This window comes from Rhizobium sp. SG741 (assembly GCF_012275435.1).
In the GTDB taxonomy this organism is placed as follows: Bacteria; Pseudomonadota; Alphaproteobacteria; order Rhizobiales; family Rhizobiaceae; genus Rhizobium; species Rhizobium lusitanum.
The window spans coordinates 86,367-110,014 of the sequence record NZ_JAAZQP010000005.1; the positions used below are offsets into that span (position 1 = coordinate 86,367).

The 23,648-nt window shown below is 61.4% G+C and carries 22 protein-coding genes and 1 riboswitch; of the genes, 9 read left to right on the forward strand and 13 right to left on the reverse strand.

The features are described 5' to 3' along the window. Positions 1-53: 53 nt before the first annotated feature. The 6 genes from FHT29_RS14575 to FHT29_RS14600 all read right to left on the reverse strand — a co-directional run bounded on the left by FHT29_RS14575 (position 54) and on the right by FHT29_RS14600 (position 5,755). Positions 54-782: an SIS domain-containing protein gene (locus tag FHT29_RS14575; protein WP_168596461.1), complete on the reverse strand. Its 729-nt coding sequence runs from the start codon at positions 780-782 to the stop codon at positions 54-56. Between the two features lie 23 nt (positions 783-805). Continuing rightward, entirely contained in the window at positions 806-1,963 is a 1,158-nt protein-coding gene (gene nagA, locus FHT29_RS14580) for an N-acetylglucosamine-6-phosphate deacetylase (protein WP_168596462.1), read from the reverse strand. After that, positions 1,963-2,994 (reverse strand): SIS domain-containing protein, encoded by a 1,032-nt coding sequence (locus FHT29_RS14585; protein WP_047553946.1) that lies wholly within the window; start codon positions 2,992-2,994, stop codon positions 1,963-1,965. Before FHT29_RS14585 ends, nagA begins: the two co-directional genes overlap by 1 nt. Further along, the gene (locus tag FHT29_RS14590; protein WP_047554403.1) at positions 2,991-3,764 is read right to left on the reverse strand and encodes a GntR family transcriptional regulator; all 774 of its coding nucleotides are present in this window, start codon (positions 3,762-3,764) and stop codon (positions 2,991-2,993) included. The genes FHT29_RS14585 and FHT29_RS14590 overlap by 4 nt, the downstream gene beginning before the upstream one ends. Before the next feature lie 122 nt (positions 3,765-3,886). Beyond that, positions 3,887-4,912, reverse strand: coding sequence for an aldose epimerase family protein (locus FHT29_RS14595; RefSeq protein ID WP_168599790.1), 1,026 nt, complete (start codon positions 4,910-4,912; stop codon positions 3,887-3,889). A gap of 255 nt (positions 4,913-5,167) precedes the next feature. Beyond that, positions 5,168-5,755: a TetR/AcrR family transcriptional regulator gene (locus FHT29_RS14600; protein ID WP_047553942.1), complete on the reverse strand. Its 588-nt coding sequence runs from the start codon at positions 5,753-5,755 to the stop codon at positions 5,168-5,170. A gap of 140 nt (positions 5,756-5,895) precedes the next feature. Here FHT29_RS14600 and FHT29_RS14605 point away from each other — a divergent pair, with 140 nt between their 5' ends. Further along, positions 5,896-6,453 carry a DUF308 domain-containing protein gene (locus FHT29_RS14605; RefSeq protein ID WP_047553940.1) on the forward strand — a complete coding sequence of 186 codons (558 nt, stop codon included), beginning with the start codon at positions 5,896-5,898 and terminating at the stop codon, positions 6,451-6,453. Positions 6,454-6,593: 140 nt separating this feature from the next. Here FHT29_RS14605 and FHT29_RS14610 read toward each other — a convergent pair whose 3' ends face one another. The 4 genes from FHT29_RS14610 to FHT29_RS14625 all read right to left on the reverse strand — a co-directional run bounded on the left by FHT29_RS14610 (position 6,594) and on the right by FHT29_RS14625 (position 10,182). Beyond that, positions 6,594-7,781: a VWA domain-containing protein gene (locus FHT29_RS14610; RefSeq protein WP_168599791.1), complete on the reverse strand. Its 1,188-nt coding sequence runs from the start codon at positions 7,779-7,781 to the stop codon at positions 6,594-6,596. Between the two features lie 3 nt (positions 7,782-7,784). Further along, positions 7,785-8,711: a homoserine O-succinyltransferase gene (metA, locus tag FHT29_RS14615; protein WP_037195896.1), complete on the reverse strand. Its 927-nt coding sequence runs from the start codon at positions 8,709-8,711 to the stop codon at positions 7,785-7,787. Positions 8,712-8,761: 50 nt separating this feature from the next. Next, positions 8,762-8,839: riboswitch (SAM riboswitch) on the reverse strand. 78 nt (positions 8,840-8,917) lie between these two features. Next, positions 8,918-9,340, reverse strand: coding sequence for an NUDIX domain-containing protein (locus FHT29_RS14620; protein ID WP_047553936.1), 423 nt, complete (start codon positions 9,338-9,340; stop codon positions 8,918-8,920). Next, a complete protein-coding gene (locus tag FHT29_RS14625) occupies positions 9,340-10,182 on the reverse strand; it encodes a MoxR family ATPase (RefSeq protein WP_168599792.1) in 843 nt (280 codons plus the stop codon). The genes FHT29_RS14620 and FHT29_RS14625 overlap by 1 nt, the downstream gene beginning before the upstream one ends. A gap of 165 nt (positions 10,183-10,347) precedes the next feature. Here FHT29_RS14625 and FHT29_RS14630 point away from each other — a divergent pair, with 165 nt between their 5' ends. Then, complete coding sequence (locus tag FHT29_RS14630; RefSeq protein ID WP_037195903.1) at positions 10,348-12,207, forward strand: ABC transporter ATP-binding protein/permease; 1,860 nt, start codon at positions 10,348-10,350, stop codon at positions 12,205-12,207. Between the two features lie 107 nt (positions 12,208-12,314). Here FHT29_RS14630 and efp read toward each other — a convergent pair whose 3' ends face one another. Then, positions 12,315-12,884 carry an elongation factor P gene (gene efp, locus FHT29_RS14635; protein WP_037195905.1) on the reverse strand — a complete coding sequence of 190 codons (570 nt, stop codon included), beginning with the start codon at positions 12,882-12,884 and terminating at the stop codon, positions 12,315-12,317. 151 nt (positions 12,885-13,035) lie between these two features. Here efp and epmA point away from each other — a divergent pair, with 151 nt between their 5' ends. From epmA to FHT29_RS14670, 7 genes are all read left to right on the forward strand, one after another. Next, complete coding sequence (gene epmA, locus FHT29_RS14640) at positions 13,036-14,100, forward strand: EF-P lysine aminoacylase EpmA (RefSeq protein WP_047553932.1); 1,065 nt, start codon at positions 13,036-13,038, stop codon at positions 14,098-14,100. Next, complete coding sequence (locus FHT29_RS14645) at positions 14,097-15,149, forward strand: lysine-2,3-aminomutase-like protein (protein WP_047553930.1); 1,053 nt, start codon at positions 14,097-14,099, stop codon at positions 15,147-15,149. The genes epmA and FHT29_RS14645 overlap by 4 nt, the downstream gene beginning before the upstream one ends. 350 nt (positions 15,150-15,499) lie before the next feature. Next, a complete protein-coding gene (locus tag FHT29_RS14650) occupies positions 15,500-15,751 on the forward strand; it encodes an acyl carrier protein (RefSeq protein ID WP_037196168.1) in 252 nt (83 codons plus the stop codon). Next, entirely contained in the window at positions 15,751-16,944 is a 1,194-nt protein-coding gene (locus tag FHT29_RS14655) for an acyl-CoA dehydrogenase family protein (protein WP_037196170.1), read from the forward strand. The genes FHT29_RS14650 and FHT29_RS14655 overlap by 1 nt, the downstream gene beginning before the upstream one ends. 5 nt (positions 16,945-16,949) lie before the next feature. Beyond that, positions 16,950-17,858 (forward strand): amino acid--[acyl-carrier-protein] ligase, encoded by a 909-nt coding sequence (locus tag FHT29_RS14660; protein ID WP_047637699.1) that lies wholly within the window; start codon positions 16,950-16,952, stop codon positions 17,856-17,858. 8 nt (positions 17,859-17,866) lie between these two features. Then, positions 17,867-18,826: a DUF1839 family protein gene (locus FHT29_RS14665; protein ID WP_080760453.1), complete on the forward strand. Its 960-nt coding sequence runs from the start codon at positions 17,867-17,869 to the stop codon at positions 18,824-18,826. A 78-nt stretch (positions 18,827-18,904) separates the two neighbouring features. Continuing rightward, positions 18,905-21,376, forward strand: a complete 2,472-nt coding sequence (locus tag FHT29_RS14670; protein WP_168599793.1) for a glycoside hydrolase family 2 protein — start codon at positions 18,905-18,907, stop codon at positions 21,374-21,376. Positions 21,377-21,449: 73 nt separating this feature from the next. Here the strand turns inward: FHT29_RS14670 and ugpC are convergent, their stop codons facing one another. Beyond that, positions 21,450-22,529 (reverse strand): sn-glycerol-3-phosphate ABC transporter ATP-binding protein UgpC, encoded by a 1,080-nt coding sequence (ugpC, locus tag FHT29_RS14675; protein WP_037196172.1) that lies wholly within the window; start codon positions 22,527-22,529, stop codon positions 21,450-21,452. A 44-nt stretch (positions 22,530-22,573) separates the two neighbouring features. Next, on the reverse strand, positions 22,574-23,644 hold the full coding sequence (locus tag FHT29_RS14680; RefSeq protein WP_047553923.1) for a Gfo/Idh/MocA family oxidoreductase: 1,071 nt from the start codon (positions 23,642-23,644) through the stop codon (positions 22,574-22,576). Between the last annotated feature and the right edge of the window lie 4 nt (positions 23,645-23,648).

Sequence of the window (23,648 nt, forward strand, 5' to 3'; positions counted from 1 at the left end):
CGCTCCAATCGTTTGCTTTCATGCAATTCCGGACTGAAAACCGCCGCGCGTTTCTAGAGATGCGGGTTGCGTGGCCGGTATTTCTTCACCAGCCGCTGATTGGTTTCCTTGGCGCCCGGCATGTTGGCGCTGAGGTAGACGGGCGGTTCGCCGTCCTTGCAAAGCTCGGCGGCGACATCTGCGAAGATGGCGTTCAGCACCGTGGTGCCGATGGCCGTCGATGCCGGCCCGACCTTCAGGTCGGTGCCCGGCAGGTCGATGATGGCGTCGCCCGGCGGCAGGCCATTGTCCAGCACGATATCTGCGATATCAGCAAGCCTCCTGCGGCCGTTGGCAATGGCGGCCGAATAGGCGGACGAGGTGATGGCGATGACGGTCGCGCCGATTTCTCGGCCGAAATCGGCAGCCTCGATAGGGGCGGCATTGACGCCAGAATTGGAGGCGATGATCAGCACGTCGCCCGGCTGCATGCCATAGCGCTCGAAGATCGGGCGGATGAGGCCCTCCGTGCGTTCATAGACCGAACTGATGACGGCGCCTTCGTGCAGCATGGCGGATCCCACAAGCACCGGGATGGTGAAAGCCAAGCCGCCGGCGCGATAGTGCACCTCTTCCGCCAGCATATGCGAATGGCCGGTGCCGAAGACATAGACGCGGCGATCGGCGCGCGCAGCCGTGCTGATGGCGGCGGCGGCCCTCGACATCGGTTCCGCCAGCGTTTCGCGCAGGGTTTCCAGCCGGCCGATGAGGGCGGAGAAATAGCTGTCTGTGATTGTGCTCATGCCGTGCCTCCTTCTCGATTGTTTCAAGCCGAAGGCTGGCCCGAGATCCATGTTTCGGTGACCTCGATCCCATCGTCGATATGGACCAGGTCGGCGCGGGTTCCGGGCGTCAGGTGGCCACGATCGCCGAGCCGCAGGAAGCGGGCGGGATAGGAGGTCGCCATGCGCAACGCTTCGGCCAGCGGCAGTTCAAGGACATTGACGCCATAGCGGATGGTGGAAGCCATATCGACATCAGAGCCGGCGAGCGTACCGTCGTCCAGCGTCAGCTTGGAGCAATAGCCGCCCTTGGTGCGATAGACCGTGCGGCCGTTCAGCGTAAAGCTCGGAAGATCGGTGCCGACGAGCGACATGGCATCCGTGACGAAGAACAGCCGGCCCTCGCCGCGCTTGGCACGAAGTCCAACGCGCAATGCTATCGGATCGACATGGTGGCCATCGGCGATGATACCGCACCACGGGGCAGGATGGTCGATCGCCGCGCCGACCAGACCCGGCGCACGATGGCCCATCTGGCTCATGGCGTTGAAAAGATGGGTGACGCCGCGGGCGCCGGCATCGAAACGCGCATTTGCCGCTTCTGCGGTGCAGTCGCTATGGCCGATGCTGACGATGACGCCGCCTTCGGCAAGCGCCTGCACCTGCCGCTCCGTCACCTGTTCGGCCGCCATGGTGACCAGCAGCGTACCGATCGCCTCACGAGCGCGGATGAAGGTTCTGACATCGCTGTCCTCGACCGGACGCATCAGCTCGGCCAGATGCGCACCCTTGCGGGCCGGCGCCAGATGCGGGCCCTCGAGATGCAGGCCGACGACGCCGCGATTGGCCTTCACGGCCTCGACTGCCGCCTCGGTTGCAGCCGTCGTCGCGGCCGCGACATCGGTAATCAGCGTCGGCAGCAGCGAGGTGGTGCCATAGGGGCGATGCCCCTCGGCGATCATGTACATGGATTCGGCCGAGGGCTCGTCATTCAGCATGCGGCCGCCACCGCCGTTCACCTGAGCGTCGATGAAGCCCGGCGACAGGACGCCGCCGTTCAGCTGGACCGTTTCGGCGTTGTCGGGCACGTCGTTGGCACTGGTGATCGCGTGTATGCGGCCGTTGCCGATCACCAGTGCACTGTCGTCGTGAAAGCGGTCGCCGTCGAAAATTCGGGCGCCGGTAAAGACCTTGTAGTCCATCACATGGTCTCCGTGATCTTGAGAAGGTTAGCCGGCTTGTCAGGATCGAAGCCCTTGCGGCGCGTCACGGACTCGATGAGGCGGTAGTAGCAAAGCAGCGATACCAGCGGATCAAGCAGGCCGTTGCCGGTGGTCGGCATGCGCAGGTTGATCCCGGCAAGCGGAGCGGTCGAGAAGGAGACGGCGGTTGCGCCGAGCTTCTGCAGTCGCTCCAGCGCCCGGGCATTGTTGGCGAAGGCCGCGTCATCGGGCGAGAAGGCGACGATGGGGAAGCCTGGCTGCACCAGCCGCATCGGGCCATGCATCAGTTCGGCCAGCGAAAAGGCTTCGGCGTGCAGGCCGGCGGTTTCCTTGGCCTTCAGCGCGGCTTCAAGTGCGATGGCGAAGGCGGGGCCGCGTCCGCCGGTATAGAGCGAGGAGGCGTTGAAGAGCACGTCTTCGGCAGCCTTGCCGTCGATGCCCGAGGTGGCCCTCAGTGCTTCCGGCAGCCTGGCGAGGCCGGCGAAGAGGGCTTGGTCCTGCGAGATCGTTGCGGTGACGCCGGCAAGGGCGGCAACGGAGGCGATGAAGGATTTCGTGGCGGCGACGCTCTGTTCCTTGCCGGCATTGAGGCCGAGCACGATGTCGGCCTCGTTGGCAAGCGGGCTGTCGGTGACGTTGACGACGGCGATCGTGGTAGCGCCGCCCTTCCTGGCGGCGGCCTGCATGGCGATGATATCGGGACTGCCGCCGGATTGCGACACGGTGAAGTGGATGCCGCCCTTCAGGTGGAGCGGAACGCCATAGACGGAGGCGATCGACGGGCCGACCGAGGCGACCGGGATGCCGCAGGATATTTCCAAGAGATATTTGAAGAAGGTCGCGGCATGGTCGGAAGAGCCGCGCGCGGCTGTCGTGACCAGCGATGGGCGCGTGGAGGAGAAGAGCTTCGCGATTTCGGCAAAGGCGGGCTTTTCCTTGTCAAGCAGCGTTGCAACCACGTCCGGCGACTGGCCGGCTTCCGTCAGCATCAGGGATTGGGTCTCGCTCATAGGTCATCTCCAATTCTCAATTCAGCTACAAAATCATAGGCATCGCCGCGATAATGCGAGCGGGTGTATTCGACGACGCGCTGGTCCGCGAGGCGCGACACCCGTTCGATCAAAAGCGCCGGCGCTCCGGCCTTGACGGTCAGGATCGATGCGGATGTGGGGTCCAGCGTCACGGCCGTCAGCCTTTGCTGGGCACGCACGGGCTTGAAGCCTTTGGCGGCGAGCGCATCATAGAGCGAACCCTCGGATACCGCGTCCTCGCCGAGGAATTTGATGGGGACGACGGCGCGTTCGATGGCGAGCGGCTGGCCGTCGGCCAGGCGCAGGCGGTCAAGCCGCAGCACAGGTTCGTCAAGGCCGAGGCCGAGCAGGAAGGATTCCTCCGGCGCCGGCGCGCTGATGGTGCGCGACAGGATGCGGGCTGCCGGCTCGCGGCCGCGTGAGCGCATGTCGGCGGAGAAGGAGGAGAGGCGCCAGAGCGGCTGCTCGATGCGCTCGACATGCTGCGAGACGAAGGTGCCGCTGCCGTGGCGGGATTCGATGACGCCCGAAGCGAGCAGGTCGCGATAGGCCGTTCGCACCGTGACACGGCCGATCTGCAGGGCGCCGGCAAGATCGCGTTCGCCGGGCAGCGCGGTGCCCGATTTCAGCAGTCCCTCCTGAATAAGGCCCGTCAGCGCCTGCGCCAGGCGTTTATAGAGCGGCCCACTCCCGGTCCCCTCGCTGAGGCCGCGGCTGTTCAATTCAGCGATCAAACTGGTTCTATCCATGATGTGCATATAGAACCTATTTAGAACCAATTCACAAGGCGAATCTGCCTGCGGGCCTAAAAAGAATCGGCCGGGCGCTTTGGACGCCCGGCCGAATTTCAAGAGAGCGGGGCATGCCCCGATCAGTTCTTGGTGAAGATGTAATCCGTTTCCTGCCGCAATACCTCGCCCGGGCGGAGCACGGCATTGGGGAAGCCTTCGTGATTGATCGCGTCGGGCCAAACCTGCGTTTCCAGGCAGAAGCCGGCGAACGGTCCGATCTTGCGGCCATCATGGCCGGGAACCGGAACGTTGAGCTTGAAGCCGGTATAGAACTGCACGCCGGGTTCGGTGGTGCGCACCTCCAGCGACACGCCGGAATTGACGCTGCGGGCCAGCACAACGGAACGCTTGGCAGTGCGCTTGGTCGAGAGGCAGAAGTTATGGTCGTACAGCGCCTGTTCCGTTCCGTCGAAGCGCTTCATCGGCGCCATCTCGCGGAAATCGAACGCCGTGCCTTCGACCGAACGCACTTCGCCCGTGGGTACCTGCTTCTCATCCGTCGGCGTATAGTGATCGGCGGCGATCATGATGTCGTGACCGAGAGCATCGTCGCGGCCGTCAAGATTGAAATAGGCATGCTGGCAGACGTTGGCGAGCGTCGGCTGGTCGGTGGTCGATTCGTAGGTGACCGACAGTTCGCCGTTGCCATGCACTCGATAGGTCGCCTGTATCGTGCAGTTGCCGGGATAGCCGGCGCGCCCGTCGGGATCGACGATCTTGAGGACTACGCGGTCGGTGTCGTGCTCAACGATCGTCCAGTTGCGCTTGGCGATATTGTCCTTGCCGCCGTGCAGGTGCGTGACGCCCTTTTCGTTGAGCTCGAGCTGGTATTGCTTGCCATCCAGCGTGAAGCGGCCAGCGCCGATGCGGTTGGCGCAGCGGCCGGGCGTGGCGCCGAAATAGGAGGAGTGGGCCGGATAGTCAGGGAAATTGTCGAAGCCGAGCAGCAAGGCCGGCTCATGGCCATCAAGCCGGAGATCCTGGATGACCGCGCCCCAGGACATGATATGCGCCGTCAGGCCGCCGCCAACGATCGTGACGCGATAGACCGTTTCGCCGCTCGGCGTCGTTCCGAAAACTTCCCGTTGCAAAGTATTTTCCGTCATATCAGCTCATCCATACCTATCTAAAATGCGAGGCCAGACCCTGCCCCCATTCGGGCCGTTCCGCAACCGGTTCGATTGTGAAATTTAGAGGCGGGCGGAGGGGGATCAAGGCTCGACCGGGCTTTCTCTCATCGGCTTCGGAACGTTAAACTGCGCTGCAAATGTGCAGTGCGTACGACAGGTGTGTGCATTTTGCTTCGTTACTTCGTAACGAGCGCCGTCAGCGCGACCTTCCTGCTTTGGCCCGGCGGTTTGTTAGTGAGCCGGTGCCATCAGCCTGGTGATCTGCGGGCTGACGATTGTGCTGAACAGTCCGGGATCGCTGAAAGCTCGCACGGAGAGCATTGCCCCATGAACCGATGCCATCAGCATTTGGGCTTCCTCTCCCGGTTGTTTGTGAAGCCGGAACAGGCCTTGCTGTGCTCCGGTCTCCAGCACCGACGTAAGCCACCCGGAGAGACTATGGAAATGGGCACGGACGCGTGATGCGACCTCTTCCGGCAGCATCTGCATCTCGCCAGCGAGCATTGCGCAGACGCAGAAGGGCAGCGAGGCATCGCGAATGCATGTTTGCCAGAAATTCAGATAGGCCCGCAGTTGTTCGGCAGGGCTTGGGAACTGCTCACGAAGGGAATTCAAGCCTACTTCCACTTGCTGCCTATAGCGATCGACCAACACCGCGACCAGCTCGGCCTTTGTCGGAAAGTGATGGTGGATACTCGCCTTCCTTATGCCGATCGCAGCCGAGATGTCGGCATAACTGAAGCCGTTATAGCCTCCCGCGACGATGAGAGACTGCGCAGTGTCGAGGATTTTTCCGGAAGTCGAAGCTATTGATTTCATGCCGCTGCCTACCTTCTGATAGGTCGTTTGTCAAGATTGCTTCGATGCTTCCGCTTCTCACAAAGAGGTGTTCGGGTGACGAGTTGACAGAAAAGTTTTGTCTTCCTACTAGTTGGTAGATTTCAACTAGGAGCCTTCCAATGCAAAACCAATCCTCTAGCCAGTCCAGCTGGCTGCGATCCTATTATTTCGCACGTGCCATATTCTCCATCGCCTGGATTGCCGCCGCCATTCTCTTCGGCGGGCAATCCAACCCCATCGCGTTTCTGCTTGTGATCTACCCAGCATGGGATGCCCTTGCCAATCTCGTTGATGCACGGGTCAATGGCGGCCTGAGAGCTAACTCGTCCCAAGCATTGAATGTCGTGGTGAGCACGATAACCGCGCTCGCCGTGATCGTTGCAATCAGCGACAGCACTTATGCCGTTCTGGCCGTATTTGGGGTTTGGGCAATCCTCTCGGGTCTGCTGCAACTCTACACGGCGGTAAGGCGCTGGCGTCACTATGGCGCACAATGGGTGATGATCCTGAGTGGTGCGCAATCGGCCCTCGCCGGTGCCTTCATGATCAGCCGATCTCTCGGCACCGTGGCGCCGACGATCCTGGATATCGCCCCCTATGTCGGGTTTGGCGCGTTCTACTTCCTGCTTTCGGCAATCTGGCTTGTCGTCACGGCTTATCGCAACGCCGACGCGTAGAGGTTGCCCGATCTGGCGGCGGCAAGGTGAAAATCCATTTTTTGCCGCCGAAAGGGCGGGCAGCACCCGTTCTTCGCAGCAGCTTTAGCGACTTGGTCAATTCTCTTGCCGTGGGCATCAATTTGTCGCGCTGATACCATTCAACGCGACAGCTCCCGCGTCGCCTTCTCCAGCCCGCCGAGCGTCAGCGGATACATGCGGTCCGTCATGAGGCGGCGGATGAGGGAGATCGAGGTGGTGTAGCCCCAGTGGTTTTCCGGAACGGGGTTGAGCCAGACGCATTTGCGGAAATGGCCGGTCATGCGGGCGAGCCAGACGTTGCCGGCCTCCTTGTTCCAATGCTCCACCGAGCCGCCCGGCTGCGTGATCTCGTAAGGGCTCATCGCGGCATCGCCGACGAAGACGACACGGTAGTCGGGACCGAAGGTGCGGATCAGATCCGTTGTCGCTGTCACATCGACACGCCGGCGACGATTGTCCTTCCACACGCCCTCATAGAGGCAGTTGTGAAAGTAGAAATACTCCATGTGCCGAAACTCGGAGCGGGCGGCGGAAAACAGCTCCTCCACCCCGCGGATGTGATCGTCCATCGAACCGCCGACATCGAAGAACATCAAGAGCTTGACGGCGCTGCGCCGTTCCGGCCGGGTCTGGACGTCGAGATAGCCGTGTTCGGCGGTGGAGCGGATGGTGCCGGAGAGATCCAGCTCTTCGGCGGCGCCCTCGCGCACCCAGCGGCGCAGGCGCTTCAGCGCCACCTTGATGTTGCGGGTGCCGAGCTCGACGCCGTCGTCGAGATTCTGGAAATCGCGACGATCCCAGACTTTTACCGCGCGGCGGTGGCGCGACGCCTCCTGGCCGATGCGCACGCCTTCCGGGTTGTAGCCATGGGCGCCGAAGGGCGATGTGCCTGCCGTGCCGATCCATTTCGATCCGCCCTGATGCCGGCCCTGCTGTTCGGCCAAGCGCTGGCGCAGTGTCTCCATCAGTCTGCCGAACCCGCCGAGCGCCTCGATCTGCTTCCGTTCTTCTTCGGTGAGATGCTTTTCCGCCAGCTTGCGCAGCCATTCGTCGGGGATGGCCGTTGCCTCCACCGCGTCAGCATTGGCCCCGATCGCCTCCACGCCACGGAAATAATCGGCGAAAACCTGGTCGAAGCGGTCGATGAAGCGCTCGTCCTTGATCAGCGTCGCACGGGCCAGATAGTAGAAGGCCTCGATATCGTAATCGGCTATCCCTTCTTCCATCCCTTCGAGCAGCGACAGGAATTCCCGGAGTGTCACCGGTACCTTCGCTTCCTTCAGCTTCAGGAAGAAGGGAATGAACAAGGCTCAAGCCCTTTCTTGGCCGATCTCCTCCAGATCATAAGGCGTGGTCTGGTAGATTTCGTTGATCCAGTTGCCGAAGAACAGATGTGCATGGCTGCGCCACCGGTTCTGTGGCGGAATCTCCGGGTCGTTATGGGGGAAGTAGTTATGCGGCATCTTGATCGGCACGCCCGCATTCACATCCCGGAAATATTCGTCCGCCAGCGAGGTGGAATCATACTCCACGTGATTGAACATGTAGAGCCGGTTGCAGGCCTGTTCGTGCACGAGACAGACGCCCATTTCGCTTGAATCCATCAGGATCTGCAGGCCAGGCACCTTTTCGATGTCGGCGCGGCGCACTTCCGTCCAGCGCGAGACCGGAATGGCGAAATCGTCGGAGAAGCCGTTCAGGTAGACAGATGACGGTGCAAGGTTCTGGTGGCGATAGACGCCGAAGGCCTTCTCCTTCAGCGTATGCTTCGGCACGCCATGGAAATGATAGGCGGCGGCCATCGCTCCCCAGCAGACATTCATCGTCGAATGGACATTGGTCGCCGTCCAGTCGAAGATCTGCCGCATCTCGTCCCAGTAGGTGACCTCTTCATACTCCAGCAGCTCGATCGGCGCGCCGGTGATGATGAAACCGTCGAACTTGTGATCCTTGACCTCTTCCCAGGTCTGGTAGAAGGAAAACAGGTGTTCCTCGGAGGTGTTCTTGGCCTTGTGGCCGCCGACGCGCACCAGCGAGAACTCCGTCTGCAGCGGCGATGCGCCGATGAGGCGCGCCATCTGTATCTCGGTCTTGATCTTGTTCGGCATGAGGTTGAGAAGCCCGATCTGAAGGGGGCGGATATCCTGACGGATCGCCACCGTTTCGGTCATCACCCGCACGCCCTCGTTCCGGAGGGTCTCAAATGCGGGCAGCGTATCGGGAATCTTGATGGGCATTGTTTTCACTCGACCAAATACAAAAAAACCGGCCGCGATCATGAATCGCTACCGGTCCGCACGCGGCCCTTTAGCGACTTATTTAACGTGGCTGCAAGCCGGCCGGCCAAATCACCACAGAAGGAATTTCATAAACCTGCTGTTCCCGCTGGTCAATGGGCAAGCTTTGCGGCGGCTGGCGGCCACGCTCTGATGTCGGTTCTCACTTACAAATGTTCAAGAAGCGCCGCCATGCCATAGCCCAGACGCTTCCGCGCCTCGGCGAGCGATATCCAGAAAAAGCGGAAGCAGATGGGTGCGCTGCCATCGAACGGCGTCATCTCGAAGTGGCGCCAGGTGGCCGGTGTCGTCTCCGGGAGGGTGCAGCGGAAAAAATGCCGCTGATGGTGACAGGTGCGACCGCTCTTCTCGAACCGGTAATCGTCGATGCCGAGCGGATGCAGCGCGTTTGCTGTGAGCCCGGTTTCTTCTTCGAACTCTCGTGCTGCCGCTGCCGCTATGTCTTCGCCGGCCTCGACGGTACCGCCGGGGACCTGCAGTTCGACCGCCGGAAAATCCGGCTCGTCGAAAACAAGCAGGTGGCGCTCCCGAACGGCGTAGATCAGGACCTTAACAGCATCCGGCTGCATTATTTTCCCTGCCCACGCGCCATGAAGGCCAGCCGCTCGAAGAGGTGCACGTCCTGCTCGTTCTTCAGCAAAGCGCGGTGCAGCTTCGGAAGCGCATTTTTGGTATCGCCGCGCAGCGTGGCCGGATCGACATCGTCGGCGACGAGCAGACGGATCCAATCGAGGGCTTCGGATGTCGAGGGCTTCTTCTTCAGGCCCGCCACGTCTCGGATCTCGAAGAATTGCGTCAGCGCCGCATGCAGAAGCGTCTGCTTGATGCCGGGATAGTGTACCTCGACTATGCGCTCCAGTGTTTCCATGTCGGGGAAGCGGATATAGTGGAAGAAGCAGCGGCGCAGGAAGGCGTCCGGCAGCTCCTTTTCATTGTTTGATGTGATGATGACGATCGGCCGGATGGCGGCCCGGATCGTTTCGTCGGTCTCGTAGACATGGAATTCCATGCGGTCGAGTTCCTGCAAGAGGTCGTTCGGAAATTCGATATCGGCCTTGTCGATCTCGTCGATCAGCAACACGCATTTCCGCGGCGAGGTGAAGGCCTGCCAGAGCTTTCCCTGTCTGATATAGTTGCTGATATCATGAACGCGTGCGTCGCCGAGCTGGCTGTCGCGCAGGCGCGAGACGGCATCGTATTCGTAAAGGCCCTGCTGCGCCCTGGTGGTCGATTTTACGGCCCACTCGATGAGGTCCAGGCCGAGAGCAGCGGCCACCTGTCGCGCCAGTTCCGTCTTGCCCGTGCCCGGTTCACCCTTTACGAGAAGCGGACGCTCCAGCCGGATGGCTGCATTGACGGCGACCATCAGATCCTTGTCGGCGATATAGTCGGCAGTTCCTTGAAATTGCATCGGAAGGCTTTCTCAATCTTTCCAGTGCAAGCTAGTTGCTGACCTTATTCGGTTCAAGGCGTGAAACCGTGTATATAGGAACGTGATCGCACCAATCTGTTGCAAGGGTGGACATGAGGGCGGGTCTTGATTAACTGACGGGACGTGCGTCGCAGGGAAGTGCTGATGGCAGTTGAAGCGCAAGCCAAGCCGAATATCCAGGGAAACGAGCAGGTCGGTTACGATTTGAGTCTTTTCTTTCGGCTGAGGATGATGTTCTCGGCTTTCTGGAATTCGCCGGTACGCATCAAGATCATTTCGCTGACCGTAGCGCTCTTCCTGATTATCCTGGTCACCGCCTATGTCCAGGTGCTGCTCAACAGCTGGAACGCTCCTTTTTACGATTCGCTGGCAAGGCGCGATACCTCCGCCTTCTTCCACCAGCTTGGCGTCTTCGGCATCATTGCCGGCTCGCTTCTGGTCCTCAACGTCATCCAGGCATGGCTGAACCAGATGACCGCGCTCTATATGCGCGAGGGCCTGGCAAGGGATCTGGTGAACCAATGGCTGCAGGCCAAGCGTGCGCTTCGCCTTGCCTCCTCCGGCCTGATCGGCGTCAATCCAGACCAGCGGCTCCATGAGGATGCCCGCAATCTCGCCGAAAGCACGACGGGTCTGGCGATCGGCCTGGTGCAGGCGACGATCCTGCTGCTGAGCTTCATCGGCGTGCTTTGGGAACTGTCGAGCGGCATGGTCTTCCATTTCAGGGGTGCAAGCTTCTCCGTCCCCGGCTATATGGTCTGGGCGGCGATCCTCTATGCCGGTTCGGCATCGTTCCTCAGCCAGTTCGTCGGCCGCCGGCTGGTGCGGCTGAATGCCGATCGCTATTCGAAGGAAGCCGAGCTGCGCTTCGCGCTCATGCATGCCAACGAGCATATGCCGGCGATCACCATTGCCGGCGGCGAAGAGAATGAACGCCGGCGGATCAATGTCGATATTTCCGCCGTGCTCGCCGTCATCCGCCAGCTTGCGATCGCCAATACCAATCTCACCTGGGTTTCCGCCGGCTACGGCTGGCTGGTGCTGATCATCCCCATCCTCGTGGCTGCGCCCGCCTATTTCTCCGGCGGGCTGACCTTCGGCCAGCTCATGGTGGCAGTCGGCGCCTTCAATCAGGTCAATTCGGCCCTGCGCTGGTATGTTGCCAATTTCGGACCGATCGCCGAATGGCGCGCCACGCTGATGCGCGTCACCGATTTCCGCAAGGCACTGACGGAGATGGACGACAAGACGCCGATGCCGCACACCCTCGTCTTCGAGAAGGCCGCGCCCGGCACGATGGTATGGACCGACATGGAGATCTCCACCAGGACCAGCGACGAGGCGACCGAGAACGGCTTCCGGATCGCCGAGGGGACGGTGACGATCAATGCCGGCGAACACATCATGGTCAACGGCGATCACGGCGTGAACCGCCGGCTGCTGTTCGAGGTGCTGGCGCATCAATGGTATAGCGGCTCCGGCACCGTCAGCCTGCCGCCGATGGAAGACGTTCTGTTCATGCCGCACACACCCTATGTGCCGAGCGGCACGCTCAGGGAGGCGATCTGTTTCCCTGAGGATCGGGATGTCTACGACGAGGCCGCGGTCGAGGCCGCGATGGACAAGGTGAGCCTTGGTCGCCTCAAGAGCCGTCTGGACACGCAAGCCCGCTGGGACCGGCTGCTTGATATCGAGGAGCAGAAGGCCGTCGGCTTTGCGCATCTGCTGTTGGCGAAGCCGAAATGGGTAGTCCTCGACGACGCCATGGAAGGGCTGGAGGCGGAAATTCAGGCGCAGTTTTCAGCGCTGCTGGCGGAATTGACCGACGTGACCGTGATCTATATCGGCCGCAACGAAGCCTATCTTCATGCCATGTCCCCTCGCGTCCTGCACCTGCAGGCACTGGTATCGCGCGACGAGGATGATGTGGCCGCCGCCACGCCACCGGCGGCCGTACCCGCAGAGGCAACGGTCAGGGATACGAAGAAGGCCAACGCGCCGTAACTTTGCTTCGGAAGCGTGCATGTCCGGCCATGGCGACGCCAGCCGCTGAAACTAAAACGCCCCGTCTTGGCGACGAGGCGTTTCTCATGCAGGCAAGCGGCCGAGGCTCAGTCCTTGGCGCGCTCGACGTAGGAATTGTCTTCCGTGGCGATGACGACGCGGGTGCCGGCGTTGATGTGCGGCGGCACCATGGTGCGCACGCCGTTCGACAGGATGGCGGGCTTGTAGGACGAGGATGCCGTCTGGCCCTTGACGACCGGTTCGGTCTCGGTGATCTCAAGCGTGACATGGCGCGGCAGCTGGAGCGCGAGCGGAATGCCTTCGTGGATCGACAGGACGCAGGTCATGCCTTCCTGCAGATAGGCTTTCTGGTCGCCCATGGTTTCGACATCGACGACCACCTGATCGTAGTTGGCCGGGTTCATGAAGTGGAAGCCTTCGCCGTCTTCATAGAGGTACTGGAAGTTCACGTCTTCGACGAAGGCGCGCTCGACCTGCTCGGTGGTGCGCCAGCGTTCGGACACCTTAACGCCGTCAACGATGCGGCGCATATCGACCTGGGTAACCGGCGTACCCTTGCCCGGATGAAAGTTCGCGGCGGTGAGAACGACGTAGAGCTTGCCGTCGACGTCGAGAACGTTGCCCTTGCGGACCGAAGAGGCGATGACCTTGACCATAAGACTTCCTTGTAACGCTGTGTTTTGCGTCGTAGAGGGACTGTCTAAATGCTCTCCGAGACGCAGCAATTGTTTGCTTGGGGGCGCAACTACCCTAAATCAATGGAAATTGCCACCCCCAACGCGGCCTGCGCCCTGAAGAAAGCTAGGAATGAAGCCAACAACGAGCAAGGCGTCTCCTTGGTGGACCCGCAATGTCCATGCGGACCGGCGGCCGTTTCTCATTGGCCGTAACGCCATCCAGGCGGCTCTGCGGGGTTTCTTCGCGCGCAACGACTTCATCGAGGTCGATACGGCGACGCTGCAGGTGTCGCCCGGCAACGAGGCGCATCTCCATGCCTTCGAGACCGAGGCGCTGACGACGGACGGCAAGGCATCACCTCTCTATCTTCATACGTCGCCGGAGTTTGCCTGCAAGAAGCTGCTCGCGGCCGGTGAGGAGCGCATCGCCTGTTTTGCCCATGTCTATCGCAATCGTGAGCGGGGCCCGCTGCACCATCCGGAATTCACCATGCTGGAATGGTATCGGGCTGGGGAAAGCTACGAGGCCCTGATGGCCGACTGTTCTGTGCTGTTGGCGCTGGCAGCCGAGACGGTCGGGGCAAAAAAGCTGACCTATCGCGGCGCCGAGACCGATCCTTTCCTCACGCCGGAGCGTATCAGCGTCGCAGCGGCTTTCGAACGTTACGCCGGCATCGATCTTTTTGCCTCCATCGGCATGGACGGATCCACGGACCCGGAGCGCCTGGCGGCGGACATGCGGCGGGTCGGCATACGCGTCGCCAAAGATGACGTGTGGCCCGATCTCTTCAGCCGGGTGCTGGTCGAGAAGGTTGAACCCAATCTCGGCTTCGGCCGTGCGACGATCCTCGATGAATATCCCGTCTCCGAGGCCGCGCTTGCCCGGCCCTCCGCTGGAGATCACCGTGTCGCCGAACGTTTCGAGCTCTATGCCTGTGGAGTCGAGCTTGCCAATGCGTTCGGTGAACTGACCAATGCCGACGAGCAGCGGCGGCGGTTCGAAATCGAGATGGCGGAAAAGCAGCGCGTCTATGGCGAAACCTATCCGCTCGACGAGGATTTTCTGGAGGCGCTTGCCGTCATGCCTGACGCAAGCGGCATCGCGCTCGGCTTCGATCGGCTCGTCATGCTGGCAACCGGGGCCTCGCGGATCGAGCAGGTGCTCTGGGCGCCGGTTGCGGAGTTCGGCGTATGAATTCGATGCGTCCGATCAGGAATATCAGCGAACTCGAGCGTGCCGGATTGATCGATGCCGATCAGGCGATTTCGCTGGAGGCGGTGACGGAGCGATATGCGGTGGCGCTGACACCGACCGTTGCGCGGCTGATCGACCGCACCGATCCAGCCGATCCCATCGCCCGGCAATTCCTGCCCGACATGGCTGAACTTGCCGTCACGCCGGAAGAGCGCGCCGATCCGATCGGCGATCATGCCCATAGCCCCGTCGAAGGCATCGTCCATCGCTATCCGGATCGCGTGCTGCTGAAGGCCGTGCATGTCTGCCCGGTCTATTGCCGCTTCTGCTTTCGCCGCGAGATGGTCGGGCCACAAGGTCTCGGGACGCTCGACGGCGAGGCGCTCGATGCCGCCTTTGCCTATATCCGCGGTCACAGCGAGATCTGGGAGGTCATTCTCACCGGCGGCGACCCGCTGGTTCTTTCGCCGCGCCGGCTCGAAGAGATCTTGCGGCAGTTGGCCGATATCGATCATGTGAAGATCGTCCGCTTCCACACGCGCGTTCCCGTTGTCGATCCCTTGCGGATCGATGCGGCATTGATCGCGGCACTGAAGGCTAGCGGCAAGACCATCTATGTGGCGCTGCATGCCAATCATCCGCGGGAACTGACGGGTGAGGCGCGCGCTGCCTGCGCCCGGTTGGTCGATGCCGGGATCGTGCTGATCAGCCAATCGGTGCTCCTGAAGGGCGTCAACGACGATCCGGATGTGCTGGCAACCCTGATGAAGGCTTTCGTCGAAACGCGGGTGAAGCCCTATTACCTGCACCATCCCGATCTGGCGCCCGGCACCAGCCATTTTCGCCTGACGATCGCCGAAGGCCAGGCGATCGTTTCGGCTCTGCGCGGCCGCATTTCCGGCCTCTGCCAGCCCACCTATATTCTCGATATTCCCGGCGGCCACGGCAAGGCGGATATCGGCAAGAGTTCGGTTCGCGAGGTCAGCGAGGGTTGCTACTCGATTTCGGATTATCGCGGCGGCGAGCACGTCTACCCGCCCGATCCATAGATCCGGGGCTGCCGTTTTACTCTGCCGCTATGCTTGTTATGAGATTTTTTGAATAAAACGTATTGGCGAAGTTGGCACATTAACCTTATTGCCGGTGGTGCCTATTCACAAATCGAATACGCGAAAATATTAGAGCATCTTAATATTTGCCTGTAAACGCTGCCTTGCATGGCTTACAGATGGTAAACTTCATTTAGAAAAATGTTGAATATGCGAATTTTCTAGAAGTATATCCCAATTGTATTTACCACGTCGATTAGCGGAATGTTCTATTTTGCCCGTTACTTCTTGGCTGACGATAAGACTGCGTAACTGCAGTTATGCTTGCCATTGCCAGAAGGGACAAGATTATGAATAAGACGATTCGCGATTTGCTGACCAAATTCGGTGCGCTTCCCGTTGCTGTCGATGGGATTGCCGATGATGCCGATCTCTATGTCACGGGATTGTCCTCATTTGCTTCCGTACAGCTGATGCTCGGCATCGAAGAGGCTTTTGACGTTGAGTTTCCCGACAATCTGCTGAACCGCAAGTCCTTCGCCAGCATTGCCGCCATCGAAAAGACTGTCGGTATGATCCTGGACAGCCGGAAGGTTGCATGATGAGCGTGGCGGTCGCTTTGCTTGAGGTTGGGACGGGAGACGGACCGGCGGTACGTGCCGCGCGCGTCGCCGCGATCGCCAGCCAACACGCCGATGCCGTCGATGCCGAGGGCCGGTTCCCGCGCGAAGCCGTCGACGCGATGCGCGCCGAGAGATTGCTATCCATCCAGATCCCGGCCGCTCTTGGCGGCGAGGGCGCATCGATCACTGAAATCGCCGAGCTTTGCTCGATCCTCGGCCAGGCCTGCGCGGCCAGCGCCATGGTTTTCGCCATGCATCAGATCAAGCTTTCGAGCCTGGTCGAGCATGGCGCCGACAGCGATTGGCACCGTGATTTCATGCGCCGCATTGCGAGCGAGCAGTTGTTGCTGGCCTCGGCGACGACTGAAGGCGGCATTGGCGGCAATCTGCGCAACAGCATCTGCGCCATCAAGGTCGAGGGCGATACCTGCTTCCTGGAAAAGGATGCGACCGTCATTTCCTATGGCGCCCATGCCGATGCGATCCTGATCACATCCCGCAGCCACGCCGAGGCGGCTTCTTCCGACCAGGTGCTGACGGTTTTCCTTAGGGATCAGTATAGGATTGAACGCACGGTCGAGTGGAACACGCTCGGCATGCGCGGCACCTGCTCCGACGGCTTCCTGTTCAAGGGCGAGGCGCCGGCCGTGCAGATCCTGCCGAAGCCGTTTGCCGAGATCGCCGCGCAATCGATGCTGGCGAGCTCGCATCTGCTCTGGAGCGGCGTCTGGTACGGCATTGCGGCCGATGCCGTTGCCCGTGCTCAGGCTTTCGTGCGCGCAGCGGCCCGCAAATCGCCGGGCACGCAGCCGCCGGGTGCATTGCGGCTGGCGGAAGTCTCCAGTCTGCTGCAGATGGTGAAGTCGAATGTCGTTGCCGGTCTTAAGGTTTATGAAGAGGCCAAGGTTGATGCCGATCGGCTGTCTTCGATGGCCTTTGCCGTCGCGATGAACAACGTCAAGATCGCGTCGTCGGAGATGATCCTGCCGATCATCAACCACGCCATGCTGATCTGCGGCATCATGGGCTACAAGAATGGCACGCCCTACAGCCTCGGCCGCCATCTGCGCGATGCGCACTCCGCTCAATTGATGATCTCGAATGATCGCATTCTCGGCAACACGTCGACCATGCTGCTCGTCCACAAACAAGATACAAGCCTGTTGGGGTAATCGTAATGGATATGAAATCCTCGTTTCTCGATCGTCTTTTTGATTCTGGTCTTCTGATCGACACCGGCGTTGACGGTCTCTACGGGCGCAGCGGTCAGTTCGAAGACGTCATTGCCGCCTTCGAGCGGCTGATCGACAAATTCGGCGGCGCCGATGGCGCCGAGGCCATCCGCTTTCCGCCGGGCATGAACCGCGCCTTTTTCGAAAAGAGCGGCTACATGAAGAGCTTCCCGCAGCTCGCCGGCACGGTGCACAGCTTCTGCGGCAGCGAACTCGACCATATGAGCCTCTTGAAGTGCATGGAAGTCGGCGACGACTGGACGAAAGACCAGCAGGCGACCGATATCGTGCTGACGCCGGCGGCCTGCTATCCGCTTTATCCGACCGTTGCCAAGCGCGGCGCTCTGTCGGAAAGCGGCGCGCTCTTTGATCTGCAGTCCTACTGCTTCCGTCACGAGCCATCCAAGGATCCGGCCCGCCAGCAGCTCTTCCGCATGCGCGAATATGTCTGCATGGGCACCGACAAGCATGTGACGGATTTCCGCCAAAGCTGGATGGATCGCGGCATCGAGATGATGAAGGCCGTCGGCCTCGACGTGACCATCGACGTTGCCAACGATCCCTTCTTCGGCCGCGCCGGCAAGATGCTCGCCAACAACCAGCGCGACCAGAACCTGAAGTTCGAACTGCTGATCCCGATCACCTCGACAGCCAACCCGACGGCCTGTATGAGCTTCAACTATCACCAGGACGCCTTTGGGACGAAATGGGGTTTGAACTTCGCTGACGGTAGCGTTGCGCATACCGCCTGCGTCGGCTTCGGCCTCGAGCGCATTGCGCTGGCGCTCTTCCACCACCATGGTCTCGACGTCAAGGAATGGCCCGAGAGCGTGCGCAAGACGCTGTGGGGCTGATCGCTTCCATGGCTGCCGTTTTCCAGGGACTGGATCCCGCCACCTACAAGCCACATGCGTTGCACGACAGCGAACGCATGTGGCCGGAGACCAATTGCTACATCGATCTGTGGATCGAAGTGCTCTCGAGCCTGAAGCTTCAGCCGGAAGCCATGCTTGGCTTCACGCTGGGCCAGGATTTCGAGGGCGACCAGTTCACTTTCTTTAAGGTGCCGCTCGAAGATCTCGAAGCGCTCTACGGCATCCGCTGCACGGAGCTTGCGATCTACGACAAGGTCCAGCATCACGTCGGCGAGCAGATCGGCCGCGGCCGGCTCTGCCTGGTGGAGATGGACTCCTTCTTCATGCCTGATACGCAGGGCGTCGGTTATCGCCGCGAGCATGGCAAGACGACTGTCGCGATCAACCGGCTCGATATGGACGGCCGTACAATCGACTATTTCCACAATGGCGGCTTCTTCCGCCTCTCAGGTGAAGATTTCGACGGGCTGTTCCAGCTGCAGCTGACGGAAGACGACCTGCCGTTCCTGCCCTATACGGAATTCGCGAAATTTCCCGACAAGACACCGGGAGAATCCGCCGTCCGGCAAACATCGCGGCAGCTGCTGTCCTTCCATTTCCGCCGCCGTCCGCAGGCCAATCCTATCCGCGCCTTTGCCGAGGTCTTTCCCGTGCAGGTCGAAGCGGTTGCCGAGCGGCCTTTCGGCTTCTTCCATAAATATGCCTTCAACACGCTGCGCCAGCTCGGCGCCAATTTCGAGCTCGCGGGCAGCCATCTGGACTGGCTGACGGCGGATTTCTCCGACGCTGCCGTCGAAGCGCGACGGATTTCCGAAGCGGCGAAATCGGTGCAGTTCCAGCTTGCCCGCGCCATTACGCGCAAGAAATTCGAGCCATTGCGGACGGCGCTTGATCCGGCGGCCGATGCGTGGGATGCCATGATGGGGCTGCTTGAACGGAAGCTCTGACCGGCTGCCGTTCGGTTGCGAAACGGCTCGGCGATTTCGGGATAGATGTGGGGCGGGGAAATCCCCCGGAAAGATGTCATGGGCGGGCGCTTGGCTGATATCGGCGGCGGAATGCGGCTGAGCGAAGGATGGAATCTGGTCCTGACGGATGCGGGCACCTGTGCCTTGCCTTCCGACGTGCCCTTTTCGGCCGGCTTGATCCCCGCGCCGGTGCCGGGCACCGTGGCCGAGGCGCTGGAAAAGGCCGGGCTCTTCGACCGCGCGAAACCTCACATCCTCAACGACCGGGATGCCTGGTATATTTGTCGCATGGTGGATGTGGATGCCGGCGATGCGGTGCTGCGGCTGGAAGGGCTGGCGACACTCTGCGAGGTCTTCCTCAACGGTCAGAAAATCCTCGTCTCCGAAAGCATGTTCGAAGCCCATGATATCGCCGTGAGCCTGCTCGGCGGCGACGAGCTGGCGCTGTGCTTCCGCGCTCTGGGGCCAAGGCTTTCGGAGCAGGGTCCCCGCGCCCGCTGGCGGCCGCAGATGATCACGCCGCAGGGCCTCCGCTTCGTGCGCACGACATTGCTCGGCCACATGCCCGGCTGGTGTCCGGAGATCCATGCCGTTGGCCCATGGCGACCGGTTTCCCTTCTGCGCCCGAGCGCGCCTGTCGTCCGCGATCTCTCCCTGCGGCCGGACTTGCTCGATGATGGCGAAGGCCGGCTCTATGCATCGCTTTCGATCGAGGGCGATGCCGGGGAGATCGTCCTGCGCTGCGGTGAGGTCGAGCAGGCTTTCGAGCTGGACAGTCCCGGCCGCTACAACGCCATCCTGAAAATTCCCGGTGCGGAGCCATGGTGGCCGCATACGCATGGCGCACCATACCTATATGACGTCGCGCTTGTCATCGACGGCGCGGAATATCCCCTCGGAAACACCGGCTTTCGACGGCTGTCAGTCGATCGTGGCGCCGATGGGCAGGATTTTGCTGTTGTCATCAACGGCGAGCGGATTTTCTGCCGCGGCGCGGTCTGGACGACGGCCGACATCGTGCGCCTGCCCGGCGGCCGCGAGGATTACGAACCCTGGCTGCGGCTGGCGGCGCAGGCCGGCATGAACATGATCCGCATCGGCGGCACCATGGCCTATGAGGCGCCGGATTTCCTCCGCCTCTGCGACGAACTCGGCCTGCTGGTCTGGCAGGATTTCATGTTCGCCAATTTCGACTACCCGAAGAACGACAAGACTTTCAACGCCCATGTCGAGGCGGAGGTGGCGCAGCTTCTTGGCCGTACGCGCCTGTCGCCTTCGCTTGCCGTTCTTTGCGGCGGCAGCGAGATCCATCAGCAGGCGGCGATGATGGGCCTGCCCGAACAGTTCTGGAAAAGCCCGATTGTCGAGGACATCATCCCGCCGGTCGTGCAATCGCTTCGGCCCGATGTGCCCTATGTCGTCAACTCGCCGTCCGGCGGCGCCATGCCGTTTTCTCCGAATGCCGGCGTGACGCATTACTACGGCGTCGGCGCCTACATGCGGCCGCTCGCCGATGCGCGCCGCGCCGATGTCCGCTTTGCGGCCGAGAGCCTGGCATTCGCGCATGTGCCGCAGGCCCGCACGCTCATCCGGCATCTGCCCGTTCCGGCTGTTCATAGCCCGCTATGGAAGGAGCGCGTGCCACGCGATCGTGGCGCATCCTGGGATTTCGAAGATATGCGCGATCATTACCTTGAGGAACTCTACGGCTTCGAACCCAACCGATTGCGGCGGGAGGACCCCGATCTCTATCTCGGCCTTTCCCGCGCGGTGACCGGCGAGGTCGCGGAAGAGACCTATGCCGAGTGGCGGCGGCAAGGTTCGGGTTGCAACGGCGCGCTTGTCTGGACGCTGCAGGATCTGTTGCCCGGCGCGGGTTGGGGTGTGATCGATTCGACCGGCGAGCCCAAGCCGATATGGTATGCGTTGCGCCGCGCCTTCCGGCCCGTGCAGGTGCTGTTGACAGACGAGGGCACCAACGGCCTTGATGTGCATGTGATCAACGAGAGCGATGCGGCGCTTGATATCGCGCTCGAGGTTTCCTGCCTGCGCGATGGCCGTCAGAGAGTGGTGGGCGGTAGCCGCGAACTGGTAGTCGAAGCCCGCTCCAAGCAGAAGATTGCCTGCACGGATCTCTTCGGCGCCTTTTTCGACACGAGCTACGCCTTTCGCTTTGGCCCGCCGTCGCATGATGTGACGGTGGCGCGGCTGACGGCACCCGGTACCGGCGCGCTGATTGCGGAAGCGTTTCATTACCCCCTCGGTAGGGCGGCCGCATTCCACGACGCCGAGATTGCAGCATCGGTCCTGCAGGAGGGCGAGGATTGGTTTCTGGATCTTCGCAGCGATCGGCTTGCGCAATCGGTGCAGATCGATTTCGAGGCCTATCGGGCAGAGGATGACTGGTTTCATCTCCCGCCGGACGGCAGCCGGCGTGTTCGGCTTCACCGGCGTGCGGGAATACCGGCCGACGCCGTTCCGATGGGTCAGATCCGCGCTGTCGGTAGCCGGCGAATCGTCGAAGTGTGACCAAGGTGCGGCGAATGCGGAGCCCTATCTCGCCCCTGGCGGGCGGGATAACCCCTGCGCGCGTCAGCTTCCCTTACAGCGTTGCGCCATCCGGTCCGAACAGGTGGCAGCGTTCGGGATCGATGCGGATGTTGACCGTTTCTCCGGCGCGGATGGCCTGCTGATCTTCCAATGCCACCGTCAGCGTCTGGCCGCCTTGCAGCGTGGCGTAGAGGATCGTCTGGCCGCCCAGATGCTCCACGAGATCGACGCCGGCGGTGCCGAGCGCCAGACCGCGATCGCCGACGTTCAGATGTTCGGGGCGCGCGCCGAGTGTCACGTTCTCTCCGGGCCGGATGCCGCCCAGCCGGCGCGGCAGGCGAACTGTCTGGCCGTGGAGGTCGATGACGGCGGAGCCGTCGTCGGAGGCGACGATCTTGGCGTCGAGGAAGTTCATTTTCGGCGAGCCGATGAAGCCGGCCACGAACTTGTTCTTCGGCTTGTTATAGAGGTCGAGCGGTGCGCCGACCTGCTCGATTTTGCCGCCGTTGAGCACGACGATCTTGTCGGCCATGGTCATTGCCTCGGTCTGGTCGTGCGTGACGTAGATCATGGTGTTGCCGAGCCGCTGGTGCAGGCGGGCGATCTCGACGCGCATCTGGACACGCAGCTCGGCGTCCAGGTTCGAAAGCGGTTCGTCGAAGAGGAAGATATTGGGTTCACGCACGATGGCGCGGCCGATGGCGACGCGCTGGCGCTGGCCGCCGGAGAGCTGTTTCGGCTTGCGTTGGAGAAGCTGCGTGATCTGCAGGACCTCGGCGGCCTTTTCGACGCGCGGCTGGATGTCCTGCTTCTTCATGCCAGCCGTTTCCAGGCCGAAGGCGAGGTTTTTATAGACCGACATATGCGGATAGAGCGCATAGGACTGGAAGACCATGGCGATGCCGCGCTTGGAGGCGGGAACATCGTTCATGCGGCTGCCGTCGAGATAAAGACCGCCGCCGGAAATCGGCTCCAGCCCGGCAATCATGCGCAGAAGCGTTGATTTTCCGCAGCCGGATGGGCCGACGAAAACGGTAAATTCCCCCGGTTCGATTTCCAGATCGATGCCGTGGACGACCTGGAGTTCGCCATAGCGCTTGATAACCTTCTGCAGCGAGACACTTGTCGCCATGGGCGCTTCCTCCTTGTTCGTCCTGATGGCTGACGGGGCAACGTTCATGACGGCCTCCAGCTCTTGTATTTTGCGCTTTCCGGTCCGACAGGAAAGCGGACTTCGGTGCGCGTTTCCGATGATTCATAGAATGCCGTGACCAGTTCCAGCGCCTGGCGGGCATCGGCTGTCGTCACCGGCAGCGGTCCACCTGATATTAGCGCCTCGTGGAACAGCTTCATCTGCGAGTTGAAGCGGTTGGGAATCGGCGTCCAGTCGGTCAGCAGCGCATCGATCTTCGCGGCGATTTCGTCATTGGCCGGGATGATCTTCCAGGGGTCCTGGCCGGGGCTGTAGGGCTCGTGGTTGCTTTCGATCAACACATTCTCGAAGGCAAGCCGCAGGCGGCTGATCTGCTCCTGCGAGCCGAGCGTGGCGCTGATGGTGGCGAGCGCGCCGTTTTCCATCAGCAGGCTGGCGCTGGCGCAATCCTCGACCTCGATGTCGTTGACCCTCGTCGCGACGCGGCCGAAGAGGCCTGCGATCGGTCCCATCAGATAGGTCAGCATGTCGTGCAGATGGATGGAATGCGTCATCAGCACGCCGCCAAGCTCCGTCGCCCATTTGCCGCGCCAGGGGACGGCATAATAATCGGCGCCACGCACCCAATGGGTTTCGGAGGTGGCGACATAGGCTTTGCCGGCGATGCCGGCGTCGACGATGCGCTTGGCCTTCTGGATGCCGTCGCCGTAGCGATACTGGAAGATCGGCATCAGCTTGCCCTTGGCCGTCTTCTCGGCGGCGATGACGGCATCGACATCGGCGAGCGATCCCACAAGCGGCTTTTCGCAGACCACATGTTTTCCGGCTGCGAGCGCCTGCATGATGAGCTCGAAATGCGAGCCGGGCGGCGTGCAGATATCGATAATGTCGATATCGGACATATCAAGGACTTCGGAGAAATCCTTGATGCGCTTGCCGATGCCGAATTCGTCGCCGACCGCGTTCAGGCGCTCCTCGTTGAGATCGCAGAGGACGGCAACTTCGAAGCGATCGGAATGAGGCAGATAGCCTTCGACGATGTGGGAGCGGCCGATACCCAGACCGATGATCGCGACTTTCTTTATGTCGGACATATGC